Below are 20,689 nucleotides of genomic sequence, written 5' to 3'. Positions count from 1 at the left end.
ATACTATGATAAATTGTTATTGTGGCTCTGGTATAGCTTTTGAAAAATGTTGCTTACCTTATATTAAAGGGGATTTAAAACCACCAACAGCCGAAACTTTAATGCGTTCTCGTTACTCCGCTTTTGCAACTCATCATGCTGATTATTTAATGGCAACCACGCATTTCTCTACTAGAAAACACCACAATAAAGAAGATATTCTAGATTGGGCCATAAGCAATCAATGGATTAAATTATTGATTTTGAGTGCTACAATAAATACCGTGAGTTTTAAGGCTTTTTATCTTGATAGCGAAGGAAACTCACAAATACATCATGAACATTCTATCTTTAAACTCGAAGAGGGGAGTTGGTTTTATGTTGATGGTGATTTTCATTAAAAATACAATATTAATTTTACCACTAAATCGCGTGAGTGATTGCAGCGGAAATCCTCCCGTTTTTTAGGGAGATTGGGAGCATAAAGCACGACCCTTGTGGTCACGCCAAAAATAGTTTTTTAAATTTTTATCTTGGCCGTTGAACCTGTTTTATTGGGTGTTAATTCAAGAATAAGATTTGGGTTTATATTAGCTTCAATTCTATGAGAAACATAGATTATTGCCATAGTTTTTTGTTGCGATAAAAGGGTGATTAATGCTGCAACAATAGCCACATTTTCATCGTCTAAACCTTCTACAGCTTCGTCTAGAATAAGCAAAGGAGGGTGTTTAAGAACAGCGCGCACAATAAGCGCAAGCCTTTGCTGACCTATTGAAAGGTTTTTAAAAGGAGTGTTTTTTAGTTCACTTAAACCAATTAAATCAAGCCATTCTAAAACTATTTTTACTTGTAAATTAGTGGGTTGCACATACAGACCTATAGAGTCAAAGAAACCCGATAAAACCATGTGTTCTAGACTGTCATTTTTTTGAAACAAATCGGTCATGGCTGTTGAGAAATACCCAATATTTTTTTTAATATCCCAAATGTTCTCGCCACTGCCTTTTTTTATTCCAAAAAGAGTTAAATCTTGTCCGTAACCTTTAGTATTTTCTCCAGTAATTAATGATAATAAAGTACTTTTTCCAGAACCATTAGGTCCTAATAAATGCCAGAAATCCCCTTTTTTAATTGTCCAATTTATAGTGTCTAGGATAGGTTTTTCGTGATAACTTACGCAAAGATTCCGCATTTTTACGAGCACTTCTTCAGTATAAATTCTTGCTTCAATAGGAGCAGGAATATTATTTGATTTGAAGAAAGTGGTCTCTTTATTTTCAGTGTTTATTGGGTGTAAGTAAAATGAGTTGTCTTTAATATGAGCTTTATTTGTAATAAAAGAAAGCATGTCAGTTTGCCTGTTTACCAATAAAATTAATGGTGTTGTCTGAGCTAATTGTGTTAATGTAACTGTTATTTCCTTTCTGGAGTTTTGATCCAAATGGTCTAACGGATTATCGATTATAATATAATCAGGTTTTTGATTGATACAGTAGTTTAAAAATACTTTTTTTCTTTCTCCAGATGAAAAAGTGCGCAGTTTTCTAGTATCGTTAATACCAGTCGCTACGGTATCGTATTGGTACTCTTTCTTGATGAAATTAGCAATCGCAATATCTGAAAAAAGGATTCCTTTTTTACCATTAAAAATACTCAGTTCATTACTGTTTTCTCCCGAAAGAATGGTTGCTACAAAACCATTTTTATCAACTTGATTTGACAAGAATATTCCCCAATGTGCTCGTATGTCCATACTTTTTATTTTAAAAATGCTAAAATTAAACTTATTTATTTTAAGATAAAGTGATTAGTAGAGAATGTCACAATAAAGTTATTTTTAACTAAAAATTAATATCCGTTTGTCCTAAGACTGATTCAAAAGATGTAATTTTAATGTCTATGGAAAATGTAAATAAAAAAGGATTTTATTTCAAGCAATACACAGCGGCAAGTCAATCTCCGTTTGATAAACTCTTTGGAATCTTCAAAGAATTAATCACCCATACTGCAGGGGATTTTGACGAAGCAATTGACTGGTTGCGAGAATTAGATAAGGAATATAAACTCACTGATGAACACTATACTATTGATGATTTTATAGAAGATTTAAAGAAAAAAGGTTACATAAGAGACGAGATTAAAGAAGATGGAAGCGGTGGTATAGGTATTACTGCAAAAACTGAGCGCGCAATTAGGCAGCAAGCTTTGGACCAAATTTTTGGTAATTTAAAACGCTCTACTGGTGGGAATCATAAAACCAAACATTCTGGAAATGGTGATGAGCATACGGGGGAATTTAGAGAATTTCATTTTGGAGATGGTTTAGAACGCATTTCTCTGACCGAAAGTTTAAGAAATGCTCAAATCAATAATGGAGTTGCCGATTTTATGTTAACCGAGAATGATCTAGTTGTTGAAGACACTCAGCATAAATCCCAAATGAGTACTGTATTGATGATTGATATTAGTCACAGTATGATTCTTTATGGTGAGGATAGAATTACTCCGGCCAAGAAAGTAGCGATGGCTCTGGCTGAATTAATCACCACAAGATATCCTAAAGATACCTTGGAAATTCTAGTTTTTGGGAATGATGCCTGGCCTATTGCAATCAAAGATTTGCCGTATTTAAAAGTGGGCCCTTTTCATACAAATACGGTTGCAGGATTGCAACTTGCAATGGATATGTTGCGTAGAAAGCGCAACACCAACAAGCAAATTTTTATGATTACTGATGGTAAACCAAGCTGCGTTCGAGAGAAAGACGGTAGTTATTATATGAACAGTAACGGACTTGATGAATACATTGTAGACAAGTGTTATAGTCAAGCGCAGCAAGCAAGAAAACTTCACATTCCTATAACTACCTTTATGATTGCTAATGATCCTTACTTGCAAAAATTTGTAAATAAATTTACCGAAGCAAATCAAGGTAAAGCCTTTTATACGGGACTAAAAGGACTCGGGGAAATGATCTTTGAAGATTATGAAACTAATCGTAAAAAAAGAATTAAGTAAGTTGTGATTTACTATTTTAGAATAAAGAGTCAAAAATAGCATTTGGAAAAAAGAGAGAAATAATTTAATGTTCTTTTAATTTTAAATGTGGAATAATAAACTTAACACGCAGAGCTGTTAATTAAATAAAAATATGAAAATAGAAAGTATAAAAAATCTTGGAGAATTAAAAGCTGCAGGATACGAGAGTAAAAGTATAAAAGAAGAATTAAGAGCAAATTTAGTACTAAAAATTAAGTCTGGGCAAGCTGCTTTTGAAGGTGTTCATGGTTTTGAAAACACCGTTATTCCAGAGTTAGAGCGTGCTATTTTATCCCGTCATAATATCAATTTATTAGGTCTTCGTGGTCAAGCCAAAACTAGATTAGCACGTAAAATGACTGAATTGCTAGACGAGTACATTCCGTTTGTGACTGGGTCAGAAATTAACGATGATCCGTTTCATCCTATTTCACGTTTTGCAAAAAACACCTTAGCTGAAAAAGGGGATGAAACTCCTATTACTTGGTTGCATAGAAGTGATCGTTTTTATGAAAAATTAGCAACTCCTGATGTAACTGTAGCTGATTTAATTGGTGATATTGACCCTATAAAAGCGGCTAATTTAAAATTGTCATACGCAGATGATCGTGTGATTCATTTTGGAATGATTCCGAGAGCAAATCGTTGTATTTTTGTAATCAATGAACTCCCTGATTTACAAGCTAGAATTCAAGTAGCTTTATTTAATATTTTACAAGAAGGAGACATTCAAATTCGTGGGTTTAAACTAAGAATGCCCTTAGACATGCAATTTGTGTTTACTGCAAACCCAGAGGATTACACCAACCGTGGAAGTATTGTAACCCCATTAAAAGACAGAATAGGTTCTCAAATTTTAACACATTATCCTGAGACAGTAAAAATTGCAAGAACAATTACGGAGCAAGAAGCAAAACTAAATAAAGCGCAAAGTGATATGGTCTATGTACCTTCATTAGCCAAAGATTTATTAGAACAAATAAGTTTTGAAGCTCGTGAAAGCGAATATATAGACAATAAAAGTGGAGTTAGTGCTCGTATGAGTATTACTGCTTATGAAAACTTACTAAGTACAGCTGAACGCCGCGCTTTACTATCTGGAGCTGATAAAACAACGGTACGTTTATCTGATTTTATGGGAATAATTCCTGCAATCACGGGTAAAGTAGAGTTGGTTTATGAAGGAGAGCAGGAGGGAGCCGCTGCAGTTGCACAAAATTTATTAGGAGCTGCAATTCATACTTTTTTACCAGGCTATTTCCCTAAGATTGAAAAATTAGAAAAACCGGATGAGAAAACGGCTTACACTGATCTTATCGAATGGTTTTTTGCTGAAAGTGGATTTGAATTATTAGACGATGCTACAGATGAAGAATACCAAAGAATTCTTGGTGCGATTGTACCTCTTGAAATTTTAGTTAAAAAATACCAACCTGAATTAGCTAATGAAGACAAGTTCTTTATGAAAGAATTTATTCTTTGGGCAATGGTTGAATACAATAAATTAAGTAAAGACCGTATTGCTATAGGTTATCAATTTAAAGACATTTACGGAAGCTATATTAGTAAATTGTAATTACGATAATTAGATATTATAAACTATTATTATAGAAATAGCGCTTAATTTATTTAAGCGCTATTTTTTTTAAAGATGTACAATGTGAGGTAATATATACTACCTTACAACGTTGGCCGTACTTGCGATCAATGAAAACCAAATGGAAAATAGCTTTGAAGCTTTGATTACCACCTATATTGAAAATAAAGTAGGTATCTCTGAAAATTTTTTGAATACCGATTTATCAAATAATTTAAGACAAAATTTATTTAATCTACAGCAAAAAAGTTTGCTTACTGCTGCAGGAATAGGGAATTCTAATTTAATATCTTACGATGCTGAGATTAGGAGTGATTCTATTTACTGGCTAGATAAAAAACACAATGATCCTTTTGAAAATGAGTTTTTTGCTCAAATGGAAGCATTTATACTTTATTTGAATGAAAGCTGTTACGCTGGAATCACAGGGTATGAGTTTCATTATGCATTATATGAAAAGGGTGATTTTTATTTACAACACTTAGATCAATTTAAAAGCAACCCAAGCCGAAAATATTCGATAATTAGCTATTTAAACCCAGATTGGCAAGAAAGTGATGGAGGGGAATTATTGATTCATCAATTAGATAAGAATCAAAAAATAGCACCTACAGCAGGTAAAACAGTTTTCTTTAAAAGTGACGAATTGTTACATGAAGTATTGCTTACAAATGCTACGCGCATGAGTATTACGGGCTGGTTAAAAAGCGACTAATTCTACTTTTATATTAGTATTAATGAATAGTCTCTAGTAGCAGAAAGAGTCTGTTTAACTCGTTGTCTAGTTTATCAATTGTTTTATTACTGTTATTTATTTTTTCTTGTATGGTATAAATTTGCTCTTCCTTACTGTCTTCACTACGGAGTATTTTATATTCCTTAGCGTTTTCTAGATCCTTATTTATTGTTGCTAAAGTTGCCTTGTTTTGAGTTATCAAAGTTTTGACTTCTTCTATTCTTAAGGTAATCGAGTCTCTTTTTCTTTTAGCATCATTTTGAGATTGAATTCTTTTTTGAATTTCTCTTTGAATTTTGTCTTCATTAGATTCTTTTTGTTGAATCTCTATTTTTACGTTACTGAATTGGGTTTCTTTATTTAGAAGTTCTAATTCTTTTTGTTTATTTGTTTGAATAGTATTCAAAATTAAAACAGCTCCAAAAATCGCTAAAAATAATAAACCAAGATAGTAATAGCTTTTCTTAATTCTGAATCTTTTTTTTGAAGCTTCTTCTTGAGTTGTTATTTTAGGAGTAGTTTCGGTTTTTATAGTGGGTGAAATTGGGATAATTAATGGTTGTAATTCAGGTATTTCTGTAGCATATTTCCATTCATCCATTCCTTCAAACCAGATCAATGTGGATTTATCTATGAGTTGATTTTTTAATTCGGATAGGGTAAAGGGGCCTCCATTTTCTTTTCCGTTATTGATATAGTAAGTTCTCATTGTATACTAATGTTTTAAGAGCAATAGTGTACCGTAATATTACAAAAAAAAGTATTTTATTAGGTTTTAAAATTGCTAATTAATGTATAAACTTTTTAACGTTGTACTATTTTTAGCCCTAACTGCAATGTAATACCAAACACACATATTATATAGTCCAAATTTTATCTAAAAACACATAGCTATACCCACAGATACTCATTACCTCTTTTTTAGTTGTATTTTTTACCACATCAGTAATAAAATCTTCAACATCCTCCAATGATTTGTAAAATTTATTAGAGAACTGTCGTTTATATTTTGCCCACATTTTTTCAGCGGGATTAAGTTCTGGACTATATGGTGGTAAAAAAACAAGAACAATATTTTCAGGAATGATTAATTTTTTAGACTTATGAAATCTTCCATTATCCAGCACGACTATTTTAAGTTCCTTGGGTTTTTCTTTTGTGAAGTTATTTAGAAAAACTTGAAAATTATCAGCATTACAATGCGGGAGTATTAGTTGAAAATGGTCTCCTGTTATGGGAGAAAATGCTCCAGAAAGCCAAGTTGATTTGAAGACTTGTTGGAAAGTGCAAATTGGTTTCACACCAATAGCAGTAACTGATTTGCCATTGCGTGTAAATAAACCATAACGCGATTCGTCTTGAAAAAATAGATTTATAGATTCAAAATTCCCCACAGCATTCAGTGCTATTTCTTGGCAGATTCTTCCGAAGTCTTTTTAAAAGAGATTCCTTGGTTTTCATCTTTTTTAACGTGACTTTTTCGGGCTACTTTTACGCTTGATTTAAAATTTCTAATGCAGTAATAAAGTAAGGTGTTGTAATTGAAAGTTTTCCCTGTTTCTTTTTCAATCCAATCTTGAAGCTCAACATAACCTTGAAGGCCATTTTGAGAATCATTGAGTTTTGTTTCCAACATATTGTGTTCAGTAACAGAGAAAACCGAAGGTTTGAAGCCTGTTTTTTGATGTTTCATCAAACCCTCAATTCCTTCGTTAATATATAATGTTCTCCATTTATGAACGCTATTTGGATCGACCACAGCTAATTTGGCAACCTCTCGTTTGGAAATCCCTGTTTTTTCGTTTTGCTTTAAAATCAGTAGAACTCTTAAACGTTGTCCAATGAATGGGATAGATTGTTTAAGTAGACTTTTAATTTCTATTTCGGTTTCCTTGATAATCAAAATTTTTGAATGTGCCATAATACCACTGTTATAATATAGCCCAAATATAACATTAAAAAACCAATTATAAAAATTGGTCTATAATATATTTTCGTTTGGTATAATTCCTTATAAAAATAGCTTGTATGTTTTTCTTAGTATAAAAGAGCGACCGATACTGTACTAAAAAAGTGTGTAAAGTAAAAAAGTTGTAATTTTAAATTATGACAAATAAACTTACATACTATGAACCTTACACACGCTCAAATTTCGGAATTATTGTTGAATATAGCAAATTCTGAAAATGGAACAAACTTACTGATGCAAATGACATTAGATGCTTTTATGAAAAGTGAACGACATCTACATCAACTAGAGCATCCAGGAGATTCTGCAAATGGATATCGTACAAGGAAAGCACGAGGATTTGGTAAAGAAATGGTTTTAAAAGTACCTAGAACAAGAAATGGAACATTTTATCCAGTGCTTTTAAATGTGCTTCGCAATGAAGATGAAGAACATCGCAAGTTGATTTTTAGTTTATATCGCCGAGGCTTAACAACCGAGCAAGTTAGTGATGTTTACGAAGAAATTTACGGAAAAGAGTACAGTAAGCAGCAGATCAGTTATTTAATGAAAGATAGTCGCGAGGAAGTTTCAATTTGGCTTAAGCGCAAATTAGATTCTCACTATTTAGTGTTTTATATAGATGCAACTTTTGTTCATACTCGAAGAGAAAAATCGGTCAGCAAAGAGGGATATTATACTATATTAGGCATTAAAGAAGATGGTTCTAGAGAAGTCCTTAGTATTGTAAATCATCCTACAGAAGGAGCTTTGTTGTGGCAACAAGAATTAGAATCATTAAAAGAACGGGGTGTTCAGAGTGTTGGCCTAGTTGTCTCAGACGGCTTAACGTCAATAGAAAATGCCATTGCAAGGTCTTTTGTTAATGCTCAGCATCAGTTATGTGTAGTGCATCTCAAACGTAATATTTTAGCAGTTTTTCCTAGAACAAAACGTTTAGAAATAGGTAAGGAACTTCTTGAAATATTTGCAATAGAAACAAAAAACATTACCGTAGTAGAAGCATTTGAAAATTTATGTAAATTCGTAGAAAAGTATAAAAAAAGTTATCCTAGTTTAAAATCATTTTCAAACCAGCGAAATATAGCATATTTCACCTATTTAAATTATCCAATTTCGATTCAGAGAATGATTTATTCAACCAACTGGATAGAACGTTTAAATCGAGATTACAAACGGGTATTGAAAATGAGAGGAGCAATGCCAAGCTCAGAATCGGTACTTTTTTTAATGGGATCAGTGGCTATAGAAAAAGAATATAAATCCTATGTTTATCCCGTATCAGTTTTTAGAGAGATTGAAGAATTAAAAAGAATAATAGAAAAAGAAGAAGTCTAGTTCCGCTACGCTTCACTAAACTTCTTCTTTTTCTATTGAAATAATAATAATAACTTTTACACACTTTTTAATACACTACCGAGCGACAGAGGAAGCTCCTTTTATGCCTTTGAAAAAAACAAGCTATTTTATAAGAATGCAATGGAAGCTAGGAAATAGCTACTAAATAAAAGTCAAAAAAAAAGACTATCCGTTTTATTAGATAGTCTCTTTAGTATTGTGTTATTGTTGCAGATATAAGAAACCTGCTTTTTGCTTATTATTTTGGCCAGATCTATATTTAATCACATAGAAGTAGGTACCTGTAGGTAATTTATTGTCTTTACTGATAGTTACACGACCTTCAGAGTATCCTCTAAAATAGTTGTTACGTGTTCCATAACCAGTGGTTTCATAAACTAAAACTCCCCAACGGTTGTAAATTTGCACCGTGTTCTCTGGATATTCAAAAATCCTACCCAATACAAGAGCATCGTTTTTACCATCTGTATTTGCAGATATAAAGTTGTAAACCTCGATTTCATCATCTGGAATATTAGGGTTAAAATTCCCAACTTCAAGATAATCTGGAAATCCATTAGCGTTGGCATCAATAGCGTCATCTGGATTTCCATCTCCATTAGGATCAGCACCTTCTTTTCTAGTCGATAAACCGTCACCATCATCATCTGTATCTAGGTAATCTGGAATTCCATCTTTATCAGTGTCGTCTGGACCATTTTTATCACCGTTTGGATCTATTTCGTATTTGGTAAACACGCCGTCGTTATCATCATCTGTATCTCGATAATCAGGCTCATCTGCTCCATCAGTATTATTTGTATCGCTGCTTCCATTTTTGAATTCATTGTTAACTACAAATCCATCCATGGTATTGGCGCCTTCAAAACTATCGTCAAGTCCATCTTTATCGGCATCATTACCCGAGATAAAAATATCTGGAATTCCATCTTTATTTTTATCGAAAGCTTCGATGATATCTGCAACGCCGTCATTGTCGGAGTCAGTATCCAAGTAATCAGGAGTGTCGGTTCCATCTGTATTTACAGGAACAAGACCAATAGAGGATGCTGTTTCATAAGTATCATCTAGGCCATTTTTGTTGGCGTCGATTTTGCTTGGTGCTTTGTAACCAGCGGTAGTTTGCGCTTCAAGATTATCAGGGATTCCGTCATTATCAGAGTCAATGTCTAGGTAATTTGGTATTCCGTCGCCATCGCTATCAACTGTTCCTTCAACGGTGTCAAGGATACCATCATTATCATCGTCAATATCAGTAATATCTGCAATTCCGTCGCTGTCAGTATCTAAGAAACTAGTGGTTGGGTCTTCAAAATCACCATCATTATCAATATCAACATTGGTTGCATTGGTTGGATCATCAGAATCTTCTTCAATAGTAACAGTTGAGTTTGGAATCAAAGCATGAACTACTGCGGTGTTGTCAATATAACCAAAGAGAATATCATCTGCGGTTACAAGATGTTGCGCTGTAATAGTAAACGATTTCCCAGGAGCCAATACATTAATTGATGATTGACTAGTGAAAGTTCCGTTGTTGTCTCTCACATTAACATTCAGTAAATTAATATTTCCAATATTAGTCACCACAATCGTGTAGTTTATAGGATCTCCAACATGAGTGAAAGTGTCGTTACTAGTAACCTTGGTTACGTTTAAAATAGCCAATTGAGGAGTTACGGTTACAGTAGCGTCATCTGGTTCTCCATCGCCATTGGTATCTGTATTGGTATCATTGTTTGGATCATCAGAATCATCGGTTACATTTCCGCCTTTTGGATCCTTAGCCGTAGCGACTGCCGTATTGGTAACCGCACCTTTGTCCAAATCAATTTGAGTAATGGTGTGTTGCGCTTTTAACGTCACTTTTTGACCTGGGAGGAGTGTTACAAAATTGGCTGGAATAACACTTCCTGCATCTGCATTGGTGTCGGTTATTGTAATATTAGTTAAGGTTACGTTTCCTGTATTTGTCAATTCTAAATTATACAAAATCACTTCGCCAACCGTATCCCAAAGTCCGTCAGGAGCTAGTGTAGATGCTTTGGTCAGTTGCATTTGAGGTTTTTGCACCATGGCAGAAACTGTTGCGTCGTCTGGGTCACCATCAGCATTTGCATCCACATTTGTAGGGTTGTTTGGATCATCAGAGATGTCAGAAACCGTGTTTCCTAGTGCGTCTTTACTCGTTACCGTAGCCGAGTTACTTACCGAACCAGAATTTAGGTCTGCTTGTGTAACGGTGTGCAAAGCAGTAATTGTTACCGATTTTCCGGGATTTAACACTGTTATTGCACTTGGTACAACTGATCCAAGATCAGCATTGAGATCTGTTATTTTTATATTCGAAAGGGTTGTACTTCCAGTATTTGTAACTATGATAGTATAGGTTATTTTTTCGCCAATCGTATCATATGCACCGTCAGCAGCAGCCAATGCTGTCTTTATAATACTAATTTTTCCTTCAACAGGGAAATTAGTTATCGTAACATCATCAGGATTTCCATCATTATTAATGTCTGCGTTCGTAAGGTTATTAGGGTCATCAGAGAAATCTTTGACTACAATTCCATTAGGGTCTTCACCCGAAGCAACAGCAGTGTTAGTTACTTTTCCAGTGTCTAAATCTTCTTGGGTAAGGCTATAAACAGCGGTAAAAGTAGTCTTGTTTTTTTGACCAGGAGCCAAGCTTATGGCTGCTCCATTTACAGTTACAATTGGATCGGTAACAATAACGTTTGTCAATGTTAAGTTTCCAATATTGTTAACTTCAAAAACATAGGATATTGTTTCGCCTACGTTTGCAAAGCCATTACTGTTTGTATCGTTGAATGTAGCAGTTTTGGTAATACTCAACGCTGCCTTACCGGTCAATGAACTTACTGTTGGATCATCTGGGTCTCCATCACCATTCAAATCTTCATCTGTTGGATTATCAGGATCATCAGAGAAATCGCTTACATCTGTAACAGTAGTTCCATCTTTATCTTGACCCACTGCCAATGCAGTATTGGTAATGGAACCCGAATCAATATCTGACTGTTTAATAGTATATAAAGCAGTAAAAGTAGTTACGTCAATGTCAGCAGGGTCTAAATCAATAGGCCCGCCAGTAATAGCTACCAATGGATCTGTAATTTGAATACCAAAGATTGTAACGTTTCCGTTATTTCTTATGTCAAAATTGTATTTGATGGTTTCATTAGGTTGTGGCAAACCATCTCCATTTTCGTCGTTAAAAACTGCTGTTTTAAACAATGACAATTGTGATTTTCTTGCTAAAGTTGTGTTGGTGTCATCATTTTTAACAGCAGTTGTTGGATCATCAGAAGTGTCACTGACAATTCCTCCAAAAGGATCTTGACCATTTGCTGTAGCAGAATTAATTACAAAACCAGCATTCACATCATCTTGTGTCAATACATAGGTTGCTTGAAAAGTGGTTGTGTTTTTTGCTTTTGGAGCCAGTGTAATAGGTGCGCCAGTAACCACTACTAAAGCATCTGCGATTGTAATATTCGAAATAGTTACATTTCCAGTATTGGTGATCTCAAAATGATATTTAACTGTTTCCCCCGCCTGAGGTAGGCCATCTTTATTTGTGTCTATAAATGTCCCTGTTTTGGTTACGGTTAATTCTGGCTTGCGAGCCAATGTGGTTACCGTTGGGTCATCTGGATTTCCATCGCCATTCGTGTCGGTATTGGTTGGGTTGTTCGGGTCATCCGATACATCTGTTACAGGATTACCATTGGTGTCTGTACTTTTTACGGAAGCTGAATTGGTAATAGCGCCCGAATCAATATTTGCTTGTGTAATTTTGTAGGTTGCATAAAAAGTATGCGCATCTACCTCTGCAGGAGCCAATGTTATTGGTCCACCATTTACAGCTACCAAAGCATCTGTTACTAAAATGTTACTCAAGGTTACTTTTCCGCTATTTTTAACAGTAAAATTATACGTAATTGTTTCGTTTACTTGTGGGAAACCATCTTTATTTTCATCATTGAAAGTAAATGTTTTTTCTAATGAAATAGCTGGTTTTTGTGAAATCGCAGTAATTGTAGCATCATCTGGTTCACCGTCTCCATTTGCATCTGCGTTGGTTGGGTTGTTTGGATCATCAGAAGTATCGCTATTGTTTTGACCAGCAGAATCAGTAGCTGATACGGTTGCGCTGTTAGTTACAGAACCCAAGTCGATTTCGCTTTGAGTAATCGAATGTGAAGCGTTTACCGTTGCACTATTTCCAGGAGCAAGAGTTGTAATTACAGCTGGTAAAATGCTTCCTGTGTCTGCATTAGCATCTGCTACTACAATATTGGTAAGTGTTAGGTTACCCGTATTGGTAATGGTTAAAAGATAATTGATTTTCTCACCAACGGTATCATAACTGCCATCAGTAGGAGCTAGGGTTGTTTTGATTAAACTAATTTTTCCTTTTCCGGGAATAGTTGTAACGGTTGCATCGTCTGGTTCTCCATTTCCGTTACTATCTACATTAGTTGGATTGTTAGGGTCATCAGAAGTATCCGAAACCGTAATCCCTTTTGGAGTTAATCCAGAAGCGATAGCCGTATTTGTTACTTTGGCAGCATCAATATCTGTTTGTGTTAATGTATAAGTAGCATTGAACGTAGTAGTATTTTTTTGATTTGGATCTAAAGCTATTGGGCCGCCGCTTACAGTGACTATTGCATCTGTAATTTTGATTCCAGTTACACTTACGTTCCCAATGTTACTTACTTCAAAAGTATAAGTAATAGTTTCACCCACTTGTGCTATTCCATCGTTGTTTTCATCTTTGAAAACCCCTGTTTTGGTCACGCTTAATTTAGCATTAGCTCCTAGTTTAGTTAAGGTAGCGTCATCAGGATGTCCGTCATTATCGCTATCTACGTTGGTAGGATTGGTCGGGTCGTCAGACAATGTAGCGACTACTTTACCATCAGGATCTTTTCCAGTAGCTGTTGCAGTATTAGTTACATTTCCTGCATTAATATCTGTTAATTTAATTGTATACGTCGCTTTAAAAGTCGTGGTGTCAGATTTGTTTGGGGCCAATGTTATTGGTCCACCCGAAACCGTTGTCAAAGGATCTGTAATTGTAATTCCAGATACCGTTACATTTCCGTTGTTTTTAACAGTGAAATTATAGGAGATTGTCTCTCCAGTGTCTGGGAAACCGTTCCCGTTTTCATCGTTAAATACAGCTCTTTTCAATAATGTTATTAAGGCATTTTGCGTTAATTTGGTTACAGTTGCATCATTGTTCGTTGCTGTTGTAGGATCATCAGAGTCATCGGTAATTGTTTTTCCACTTGGGGATTTACCAGACGCTGTAGCTGCATTGGTCACATTGCCTTTGTTAATATCACTTTGTGTTAACGTATAAATAGTAGCAAAAGTAGTGCTATCCGTTTTTCCTGGAATTAAAGTAATAGGACCTCCAAGAACAGGAGACAAGGGATCATTAATTGTGATTCCTGTTATTGTTACGTTTCCAGTATTCGATACCTCAAAACTATATTGAATCGTTTCGCCCACTTGCGCAAGACCATCACCATTAGCGTCTATGAAAACACCTGTTTTCTCTACGGTTAATTCAGGTTTCGCCGTGATGGCAAAAACCGTATTGTCATCTGGATTTCCATTTCCATTGGTATCTGTATTTGTCAAATTTGATGGGTCATCAGAAATGTCTGTTACAGATTTTCCTTTTGGATCTGTACCTTTTACGGTAGCCGAATTTGTTAAACTTTCAGAATCGATTGTCCCTTGCGTAATAACGTAGGTACCAGAAAAACTAGTGGCATCAACTGCATTAGGAGTCAGATTGATTGGGCCTCCGTTAACAGTCATTAATGGATCTGTAATACTGATGTTACTTATTGTAACATTTCCAGTATTGGTCACTTTAAAGTTATAGGTGATTGTTTCTTTATTTTGAACCAAACCATCTCCATTTTCATCATTAAATTTAAATGTTTTCTCTAGTGCTAAAACCGGTTTTTGAACCAAATTGGTTACGGTATTGTCATTTGGAGTTGCAGTATTTGGATCGTCGGAAAGATCTGTTACTATTGTTCCGCAAGGGTCAAAAGCAGTTCCAGTTGCACTATTGGTAACTAGACCAGCGTTCAAATCATTTTGTGTAATAGTATGCGAAGCAGTAAAAATTACTTTTTGAAATGCTGCAACATTGGCAAATGAAGTTGGGCTAATGCTGTTGGCATCCGCATTTAGATCTGCTAATGTTAAGTTACTTACCGAAACTTGATTTGCGTTCTCAACAGTAATTTGATATTTAATCACTTCTCCTACCGTATCGTATTGGCCATCAGTTGCAGGCAGCGTAATTTTTGTTACTACTAATGCTGCTTCTGGGCTTACTGTTACGGTGTAAGTGTATGGTTTCCCTGTACATCCTGCTGCCGATTCAGGAGTTATCGTGTAAATAACTGTTTGAACAGACCCTGATGTATTAATTAATTTGTCTTTAATACTTGTACTAATCGAATTAGTTGTCGTTTCACCCGAAACATTTGGGTTGTTTGCAGCAGCCCATGTAAAAGTAGTTCCGGCTAAATTAGTATCGGTACTTAAGTTATGGTTTAATGCAATTCCGCTACAACTAGTTGCAGTTGGGTTTGTGCTTACAGATGGTTCTGGTCTTACTGTAACTACCAGTTCAAATGTTGGTCCTTGACATCCCTTATTATTAAAAGGGGTAACTGTGTATTTAACAGTTTGTGATGTACCACTGATATTTAAAATAGCATCAGAAATAGTAGTTCCAGTGCCATTTTTTTCACCAGTTACATTTGGATTGTCTGTTGCTACCCAGCTAAATGTTGGGTTGACTAATGTTGTAGCCGTTTTTAGATCATAATTTAAAGCTACATTACTACAAGCTGTCCTTGTTTTATTTGAAATAATTAATGTAGACGTTACATCAATGGTATAGGTATACGTATACACTGCACTATTTCCAGCACAATCGGTATAGGTAAACGTATACACTTTAGTACCGTCACAGACCGGACTAGCATTTTGAGTAATTACAGGGGTAATGTTTTTACCGCAGTTGTCTGTCACTGTTGGAGCAATAGGTTGTACTGCTTTTGAAATATCATTCACGGTTGTACCAGCACTTACAGGAACCACTGGATTAATGGTCATGTCAATAGTATATATGTATTTCCAATTAGAAACTAAACCAGAACAATCCGTATAGGTGTAATTGTAAGTTCTAGAACCTTCACATGTTGAAGTACTTGCCGAATCTACTGTAGAAGCTAAAAAAGCTGTAATTGTAGTTCCACAAACATCTGTAATACCAGTTGGAGGAGTTGGAGTTGTAGCATTAGTCAAACATTCCACCGTCGAACCACCATCTGCTGGTACCACCGGTTTGGTAGTTTTGTCAATGGTATAAACGTATTTCCAATTTGAAACCAAACCAGAACAATCCGTATAGGTGTAGTTATAAGTTCTAGTTCCTTCACAGGTTAATGAAGTTGGATTGTCAACAGTGGATACCAAAAAAGCAGTGATAGCAGTTCCACAAATATCTTTTATTCCCGTTGGTGGAGTAGGTGTTATAGCATTAGTCAAACATTCAACAGTACTAGATCCGTCTACTGGAATTGTAGCGGGAGGAGTTGTTCTATCAATAGTGTACGTTCTAACATAAGTGGATACATTTCCGCCGCAATCGGTATATTTAAAAGTGTATGTTTTTGTCCCTTCGCAAGTTGGGTTTGCATTTTGAGTTATTACAGGAGTTATAGTGCTTCCTTTGTAATCTTTCACCACTGGAGTGGCAGGTTGAGTTGCTTGCGCTAGACATTGAACAGTGACACTTTCATCATCTGGAACTTCTAATTCAGAATGAATAGTTACTAAATATTTATAAGTATCTATCGTTGTTCCAGATGCATTTTTAACAGTAATATTATATTGAACAATTTGATCAAATGTAGATTGATTAGTAGGTGCGTCATTAATTACGGAAGTAGTTTTTGCAGTAGTTGATATTCCCGTAATTTCGTCATTTGCAACAGCAACCCAAGTAAATGAAGCTCCTGAAAATGGACCGTCAGTAGCTAAATTATGGTTTAGCACAGCATTACTACAGATGGTTTCTATAGGATGTACCGTCACTATTTTGTTAGCTGTTGGATTTGTTATCGTTCCAATTCTAGGAGTTCCAGTAGCAGTTACAGTATTCGTAATATTTTGTTGGTTGGTGATATCAGTTTGATTTACCAAATAAGTAGCCGTCCATATAGCTGTTTGACCAGGTGCCAAAATTTCTATTTTGTTGTCTGAAGTATCAGTATCAGTACCTGTTGTACTTTGAATAGCAGGTAGTGATAAAGTCCCATTACCAACATGTACATCACTTATAGAAACATTGTCAATAGTAATATTACCATTATTTGTTACTACATAAGTATAAGTAAGAGTTTGTCCTGAAGCAACATTAAATTCATCACTTACCGATTTAGTTATTGATAAAGCAGGTTTTGAAGTCGTCAAGGTAATAGTTGGGTCGTCAATCGCATTGTTTGGATTATCTGGATCATCAGATAAATCTGTTACACTCCCTAAACCGGGATCTTGCGCTCCAGCCGTAGCTGTATTTTGCACTTTTCCATTGTCTAAATCAATTTGCTTGATGACATGAGTAGCTATAAATGTAGCTGTTTCTCCTGGTTCGATTTTATCTACAAATTTGTCATTCGGGTCACCGTTGTCACCTGTAGTAGAACTCACTATAATCCCTGTTGCATTCGAATCAATAATATTTAGATTCTTTAACGTGACCGTTCCTGTATTTTTTACAAAGATAGTGTAGGTAATAATTTCGCCCACAGTATCAAAACTACCATCTGCAGGAGCAGCATCTCTTTTAGTAACTTCAAGTCTACCTACTTCAGGTATAGAAACTACTGTAGCATCATTTTGAGCAGCTGTTGTTGGATCATCAGATTGGTCTGTAATTGTAGCTCCGCCTACTGGTTCTGTACCCGTAACAGTGGCTACGTTGGATATATTACCTTTACCACTATCAAAATCAGCTTGGGTAATTAGGCGTTTTGCTGAGAAAACTGTAGATTCCCCAGCTGGTAAGTTAGCCAAAACAGTGGGCAGAATAGTTCCTGTATCTGCATTTGGATCGGTTACGGTAATATTATTTAGACTAACATTACCCGTATTGATAACTCTTAGTTCGTAATTGATTATGTCTCCTGGTGTATCGTATAATCCATCAGCTGCAGGTTGTGCTATTTTTTCTAAAACTAATTTTCCTTTCTGAATAATTGGAGTTACCGTAGGATCATTAGTTGTGCTAGTTGCATTGGTAGGATCATCCGATACATCTGAAATCACATAACCGTTTGATAGCGTAGCTTTGGCTGTAGCCGAATTAATTACTTTCCCAGCTTCAATATCTGCTTGTGTAATTTTATGAGTTGCAGTAAATGTTGTTGAAGCACCTATTGGCAAAGTAGCTACTGATGAAGGCGAAATACTTCCTGTATCAGCCTTTGGGTCCGTTAATATGATATTGGTCAAGTTAGTGTCACCAGTGTTTTTTACAGTAATAGTATAATTGATGAGTTCACCAACAGTATCATAACTTCCATCTGACGCTGCTAATGAAGTCTTTGTAACTTCTATTTGACTATTGGTGATCTTTATTGGTTCAGTATCATCATCTAACTGCACATCTGCCTCAGGTATATCTTCGGAATTAGAAACAGAATTTATAACCGTCGAACTGCTAGTAACATCGTTAACTTTAGCAGTAATAAAAATGTTAAAAACTTGACCGCTAGTCATTGTTCCTATATTCCAATTAGGTGCAGTCCAAGTTCCGTGTACAGCTGTCGCAGAAACAAATGAAAGTTCTGCCGGTAGCAAATCGTTTATGACAAGATTTGTTACAGGATTTACACCTAAACTTTTTACACTCACTTTAAAAATTACAGTGTCACCTTCAAGTACATTACTTTTATCGACTGTTTTAGTCAAAATAATTTCAGGGTCACAATTATAAGCGGATAATATAGAGGAATCATAAGTACATCCTCCTTTGGTTACTCTTACAAAAAAATCACCAGGAGATGAGGGAGTATAGGAACTAGAGGTTGCACCTGGAATTATAGTATTGTCTTTAAACCATTGGTAGGCATCAAAACTTCCCGATAGCTCTTTTAGATCTGATCCGGGTAAACAGCCTCCCCCTGTGATTTCTAAATCAACAACAGGTACAGTATCAAAACCTGAAAAATAACCTGCGATACCTGCATTATTATTAACTCCAATAAATCCAACGGCAATAGGACCTGTTGATTGAACGGACACATTCCCTGTTAAGTTGGAGACAAAAAAGGACTTCCAAGGTAATCCCGCAGCATTTGTAGGTGCTGGTAATGCAACGACTCCTGAACCATCAGTAACAGTTATATTAGCATTTGGAGTAGAAGTAGTGGCAAGAATAGTAATCCCGCCCGTAAAATTTAAATTTGCTACATCTCTAATATCTGGAATGTTACTTAAATTATCAGGAAGTAAGCAGTTAACAGGAGCAATAAAATTAAGTCCAATGGTTTGTATACCATTAGAACCAGCTAAACATTGATAGGCATATGCTTCCTTTGAAGTAATTACGGTCATATTAGCACCGATACTTCCTGAGGAATAATTACTACCTGGAATTTCAAAATACTCACCATCATTGATCGTTGCAATAGGAGTAGCTGATCCGTTAACAAAAATATCGGTTCCGTTTTGAGTTCCTATGATTATAGGAAATTCAGTTTCGTCAGTTCCGTTACCACGTACGAATACATAATCACGACCTACAATATTTTGAGGTACAGGTTGGTCAATAGCGGCATCTCGTGAGCCTGAGCCTGCTCTGATTCCTACATTTAATCCTCCGTTACTAATTGCAATATTTTCTGTAGCGCTAATCGTAGCGCCTAACCAACCATCTCTATTGGCTTCTGTTTGATTTGGAGATGCTTCTAAAACGTACGATTGTCCAGCACTAAGCTCAATTGTTAAAGTAGTAGTACCTGAGATACCACCTAAAAAATTTCCTTGTCTAAATTGACAATTAGGATCGTATCCACTAATAGTTACTATTGTACCATCAGTGGTAGCCATTATCCCTAAGGTATTGGTCAAGGAAGCATTATTAGCCCTGTTTGGAATACCACCCCACTTAAATTTTTTACCAAGAGCTTGTCTTCCTTTTGAAGTTAAGGAAGTGGCTTGAGCACCTGATCTACCACGATAATTCACATAGAATTTTTGACCACCAGCTGCTACAAATCGTAATCCACTATTACTTAATTTTACTCCAGTATTCATATTTGAAACCAGTGTAATATCATTATCACCGTCTGCAACATCATATTTTACAGGGCTTCCATTAGAAACTGTTAAAGTGGCCACAGCAGTTGTCCCTGTACCTTGAAAAACTTGCACCGTAAAAGGAGCTGTCTCTGGTGTTGATAAATAAAATGCTTGTTGTACAACAGCTTGACTATCAGAGCTTTGTTTTAAGGGGGGCAAATAATGCAAATCACTTAACTGTGAGTAAGAAGTGTGCGCAAAGAGAAATAATAATAGGGTTAGTAAGGAGTATTTGTTTATCATATAGAGAGTATTAATTATATTGTTTATAAATTGTAAATCATAATTTTTCGTTAAAATACAACAAACATGTCGTTTTTTCAACTTTTAACTTTCAAAGGTAGGTATTTTCGGTTGATTTGTATTAACAAGACTTTAAGAATTACGTATTCAGTTTATTATTTTGATAGATACTAAAAGACCACTTTAATTTATTGTGCTTTGCGTTTACAACTCAACGTAGAACTAAAATTAATCTAATTAACTATTTGTACTATTTTATGAAACATTTTCAAGATTACAATGAGATCTGATCCTTATAAAAGTTTAGTTATATCTTTAATATCAAATA

10 protein-coding genes are annotated in these 20,689 nt (G+C 35.2%); 5 read left to right on the top strand and 5 right to left on the bottom strand.

Going from position 1 to position 20,689, the window contains the following annotated elements; genetic code table 11:
* The first annotated feature begins 5 nt into the window (after positions 1-5).
* Positions 6-380: a YchJ family protein gene (locus tag ACVEGE_RS17650; RefSeq protein ID WP_173852420.1), complete on the top strand. Its 375-nt coding sequence runs from the start codon at positions 6-8 to the stop codon at positions 378-380.
* Between the two features lie 119 nt (positions 381-499).
* Here ACVEGE_RS17650 and ACVEGE_RS17645 read toward each other — a convergent pair whose 3' ends face one another.
* Complete coding sequence (locus tag ACVEGE_RS17645) at positions 500-1,735, bottom strand: ATP-binding cassette domain-containing protein (RefSeq protein WP_173852417.1); 1,236 nt, start codon at positions 1,733-1,735, stop codon at positions 500-502.
* A gap of 146 nt (positions 1,736-1,881) precedes the next feature.
* Here ACVEGE_RS17645 and ACVEGE_RS17640 point away from each other — a divergent pair, with 146 nt between their 5' ends.
* From ACVEGE_RS17640 to ACVEGE_RS17630, 3 genes are all read left to right on the top strand, one after another.
* Positions 1,882-3,000 (top strand): vWA domain-containing protein, encoded by a 1,119-nt coding sequence (locus tag ACVEGE_RS17640; RefSeq protein ID WP_173852416.1) that lies wholly within the window; start codon positions 1,882-1,884, stop codon positions 2,998-3,000.
* 133 nt (positions 3,001-3,133) lie between these two features.
* Positions 3,134-4,597 (top strand): magnesium chelatase, encoded by a 1,464-nt coding sequence (locus ACVEGE_RS17635; protein WP_192501952.1) that lies wholly within the window; start codon positions 3,134-3,136, stop codon positions 4,595-4,597.
* Between the two features lie 142 nt (positions 4,598-4,739).
* Complete coding sequence (locus ACVEGE_RS17630) at positions 4,740-5,333, top strand: 2OG-Fe(II) oxygenase (RefSeq protein ID WP_173852412.1); 594 nt, start codon at positions 4,740-4,742, stop codon at positions 5,331-5,333.
* A gap of 19 nt (positions 5,334-5,352) precedes the next feature.
* Here the strand turns inward: ACVEGE_RS17630 and ACVEGE_RS17625 are convergent, their stop codons facing one another.
* The 3 genes from ACVEGE_RS17625 to ACVEGE_RS17615 form a co-directional block, all read right to left on the bottom strand.
* Positions 5,353-6,063, bottom strand: a complete 711-nt coding sequence (locus tag ACVEGE_RS17625) for a DUF4339 domain-containing protein (RefSeq protein WP_192501953.1) — start codon at positions 6,061-6,063, stop codon at positions 5,353-5,355.
* Between the two features lie 148 nt (positions 6,064-6,211).
* Positions 6,212-6,748 carry an IS630 family transposase gene (locus tag ACVEGE_RS17620; protein ID WP_458008586.1) on the bottom strand — a complete coding sequence of 179 codons (537 nt, stop codon included), beginning with the start codon at positions 6,746-6,748 and terminating at the stop codon, positions 6,212-6,214.
* An 11-nt stretch (positions 6,749-6,759) separates the two neighbouring features.
* Positions 6,760-7,275, bottom strand: coding sequence for a helix-turn-helix domain-containing protein (locus ACVEGE_RS17615; RefSeq protein WP_458008585.1), 516 nt, complete (start codon positions 7,273-7,275; stop codon positions 6,760-6,762).
* 207 nt (positions 7,276-7,482) lie between these two features.
* Here ACVEGE_RS17615 and ACVEGE_RS17610 point away from each other — a divergent pair, with 207 nt between their 5' ends.
* The gene (locus ACVEGE_RS17610; protein WP_458008584.1) at positions 7,483-8,661 is read left to right on the top strand and encodes an IS256 family transposase; all 1,179 of its coding nucleotides are present in this window, start codon (positions 7,483-7,485) and stop codon (positions 8,659-8,661) included.
* 222 nt (positions 8,662-8,883) lie between these two features.
* Here the strand turns inward: ACVEGE_RS17610 and ACVEGE_RS17605 are convergent, their stop codons facing one another.
* Positions 8,884-20,361: a DUF7507 domain-containing protein gene (locus ACVEGE_RS17605; RefSeq protein ID WP_192501198.1), complete on the bottom strand. Its 11,478-nt coding sequence runs from the start codon at positions 20,359-20,361 to the stop codon at positions 8,884-8,886.
* Between the last annotated feature and the right edge of the window lie 328 nt (positions 20,362-20,689).

This window comes from Flavobacterium sp. PL002 (assembly GCF_054165825.1).
Note: the sequence above shows the minus strand (reverse complement) of the source record. Positions and strands in the feature narration are given on the sequence as shown.

What these genes read in the sequence shown, in the direction of transcription:
- ACVEGE_RS17625 (WP_192501953.1), bottom strand. Translation starts at nt 6,063, where the DNA reads ATGAGAACTTACTATATCAATAACGGAAAAGAAAATGGAGGCCCCTTT.
- ACVEGE_RS17645 (WP_173852417.1), bottom strand. Translation starts at nt 1,735, where the DNA reads ATGGACATACGAGCACATTGGGGAATATTCTTGTCAAATCAAGTTGAT.
- ACVEGE_RS17605 (WP_192501198.1), bottom strand. Translation starts at nt 20,361, where the DNA reads ATGATAAACAAATACTCCTTACTAACCCTATTATTATTTCTCTTTGCG.
- ACVEGE_RS17640 (WP_173852416.1), top strand. Translation starts at nt 1,882, where the DNA reads ATGGAAAATGTAAATAAAAAAGGATTTTATTTCAAGCAATACACAGCG.
- ACVEGE_RS17630 (WP_173852412.1), top strand. Translation starts at nt 4,740, where the DNA reads ATGGAAAATAGCTTTGAAGCTTTGATTACCACCTATATTGAAAATAAA.
- ACVEGE_RS17635 (WP_192501952.1), top strand. Translation starts at nt 3,134, where the DNA reads ATGAAAATAGAAAGTATAAAAAATCTTGGAGAATTAAAAGCTGCAGGA.
- ACVEGE_RS17610 (WP_458008584.1), top strand. Translation starts at nt 7,483, where the DNA reads ATGAACCTTACACACGCTCAAATTTCGGAATTATTGTTGAATATAGCA.
- ACVEGE_RS17650 (WP_173852420.1), top strand. Translation starts at nt 6, where the DNA reads ATGATAAATTGTTATTGTGGCTCTGGTATAGCTTTTGAAAAATGTTGC.
- ACVEGE_RS17615 (WP_458008585.1), bottom strand. Translation starts at nt 7,275, where the DNA reads ATGGCACATTCAAAAATTTTGATTATCAAGGAAACCGAAATAGAAATT.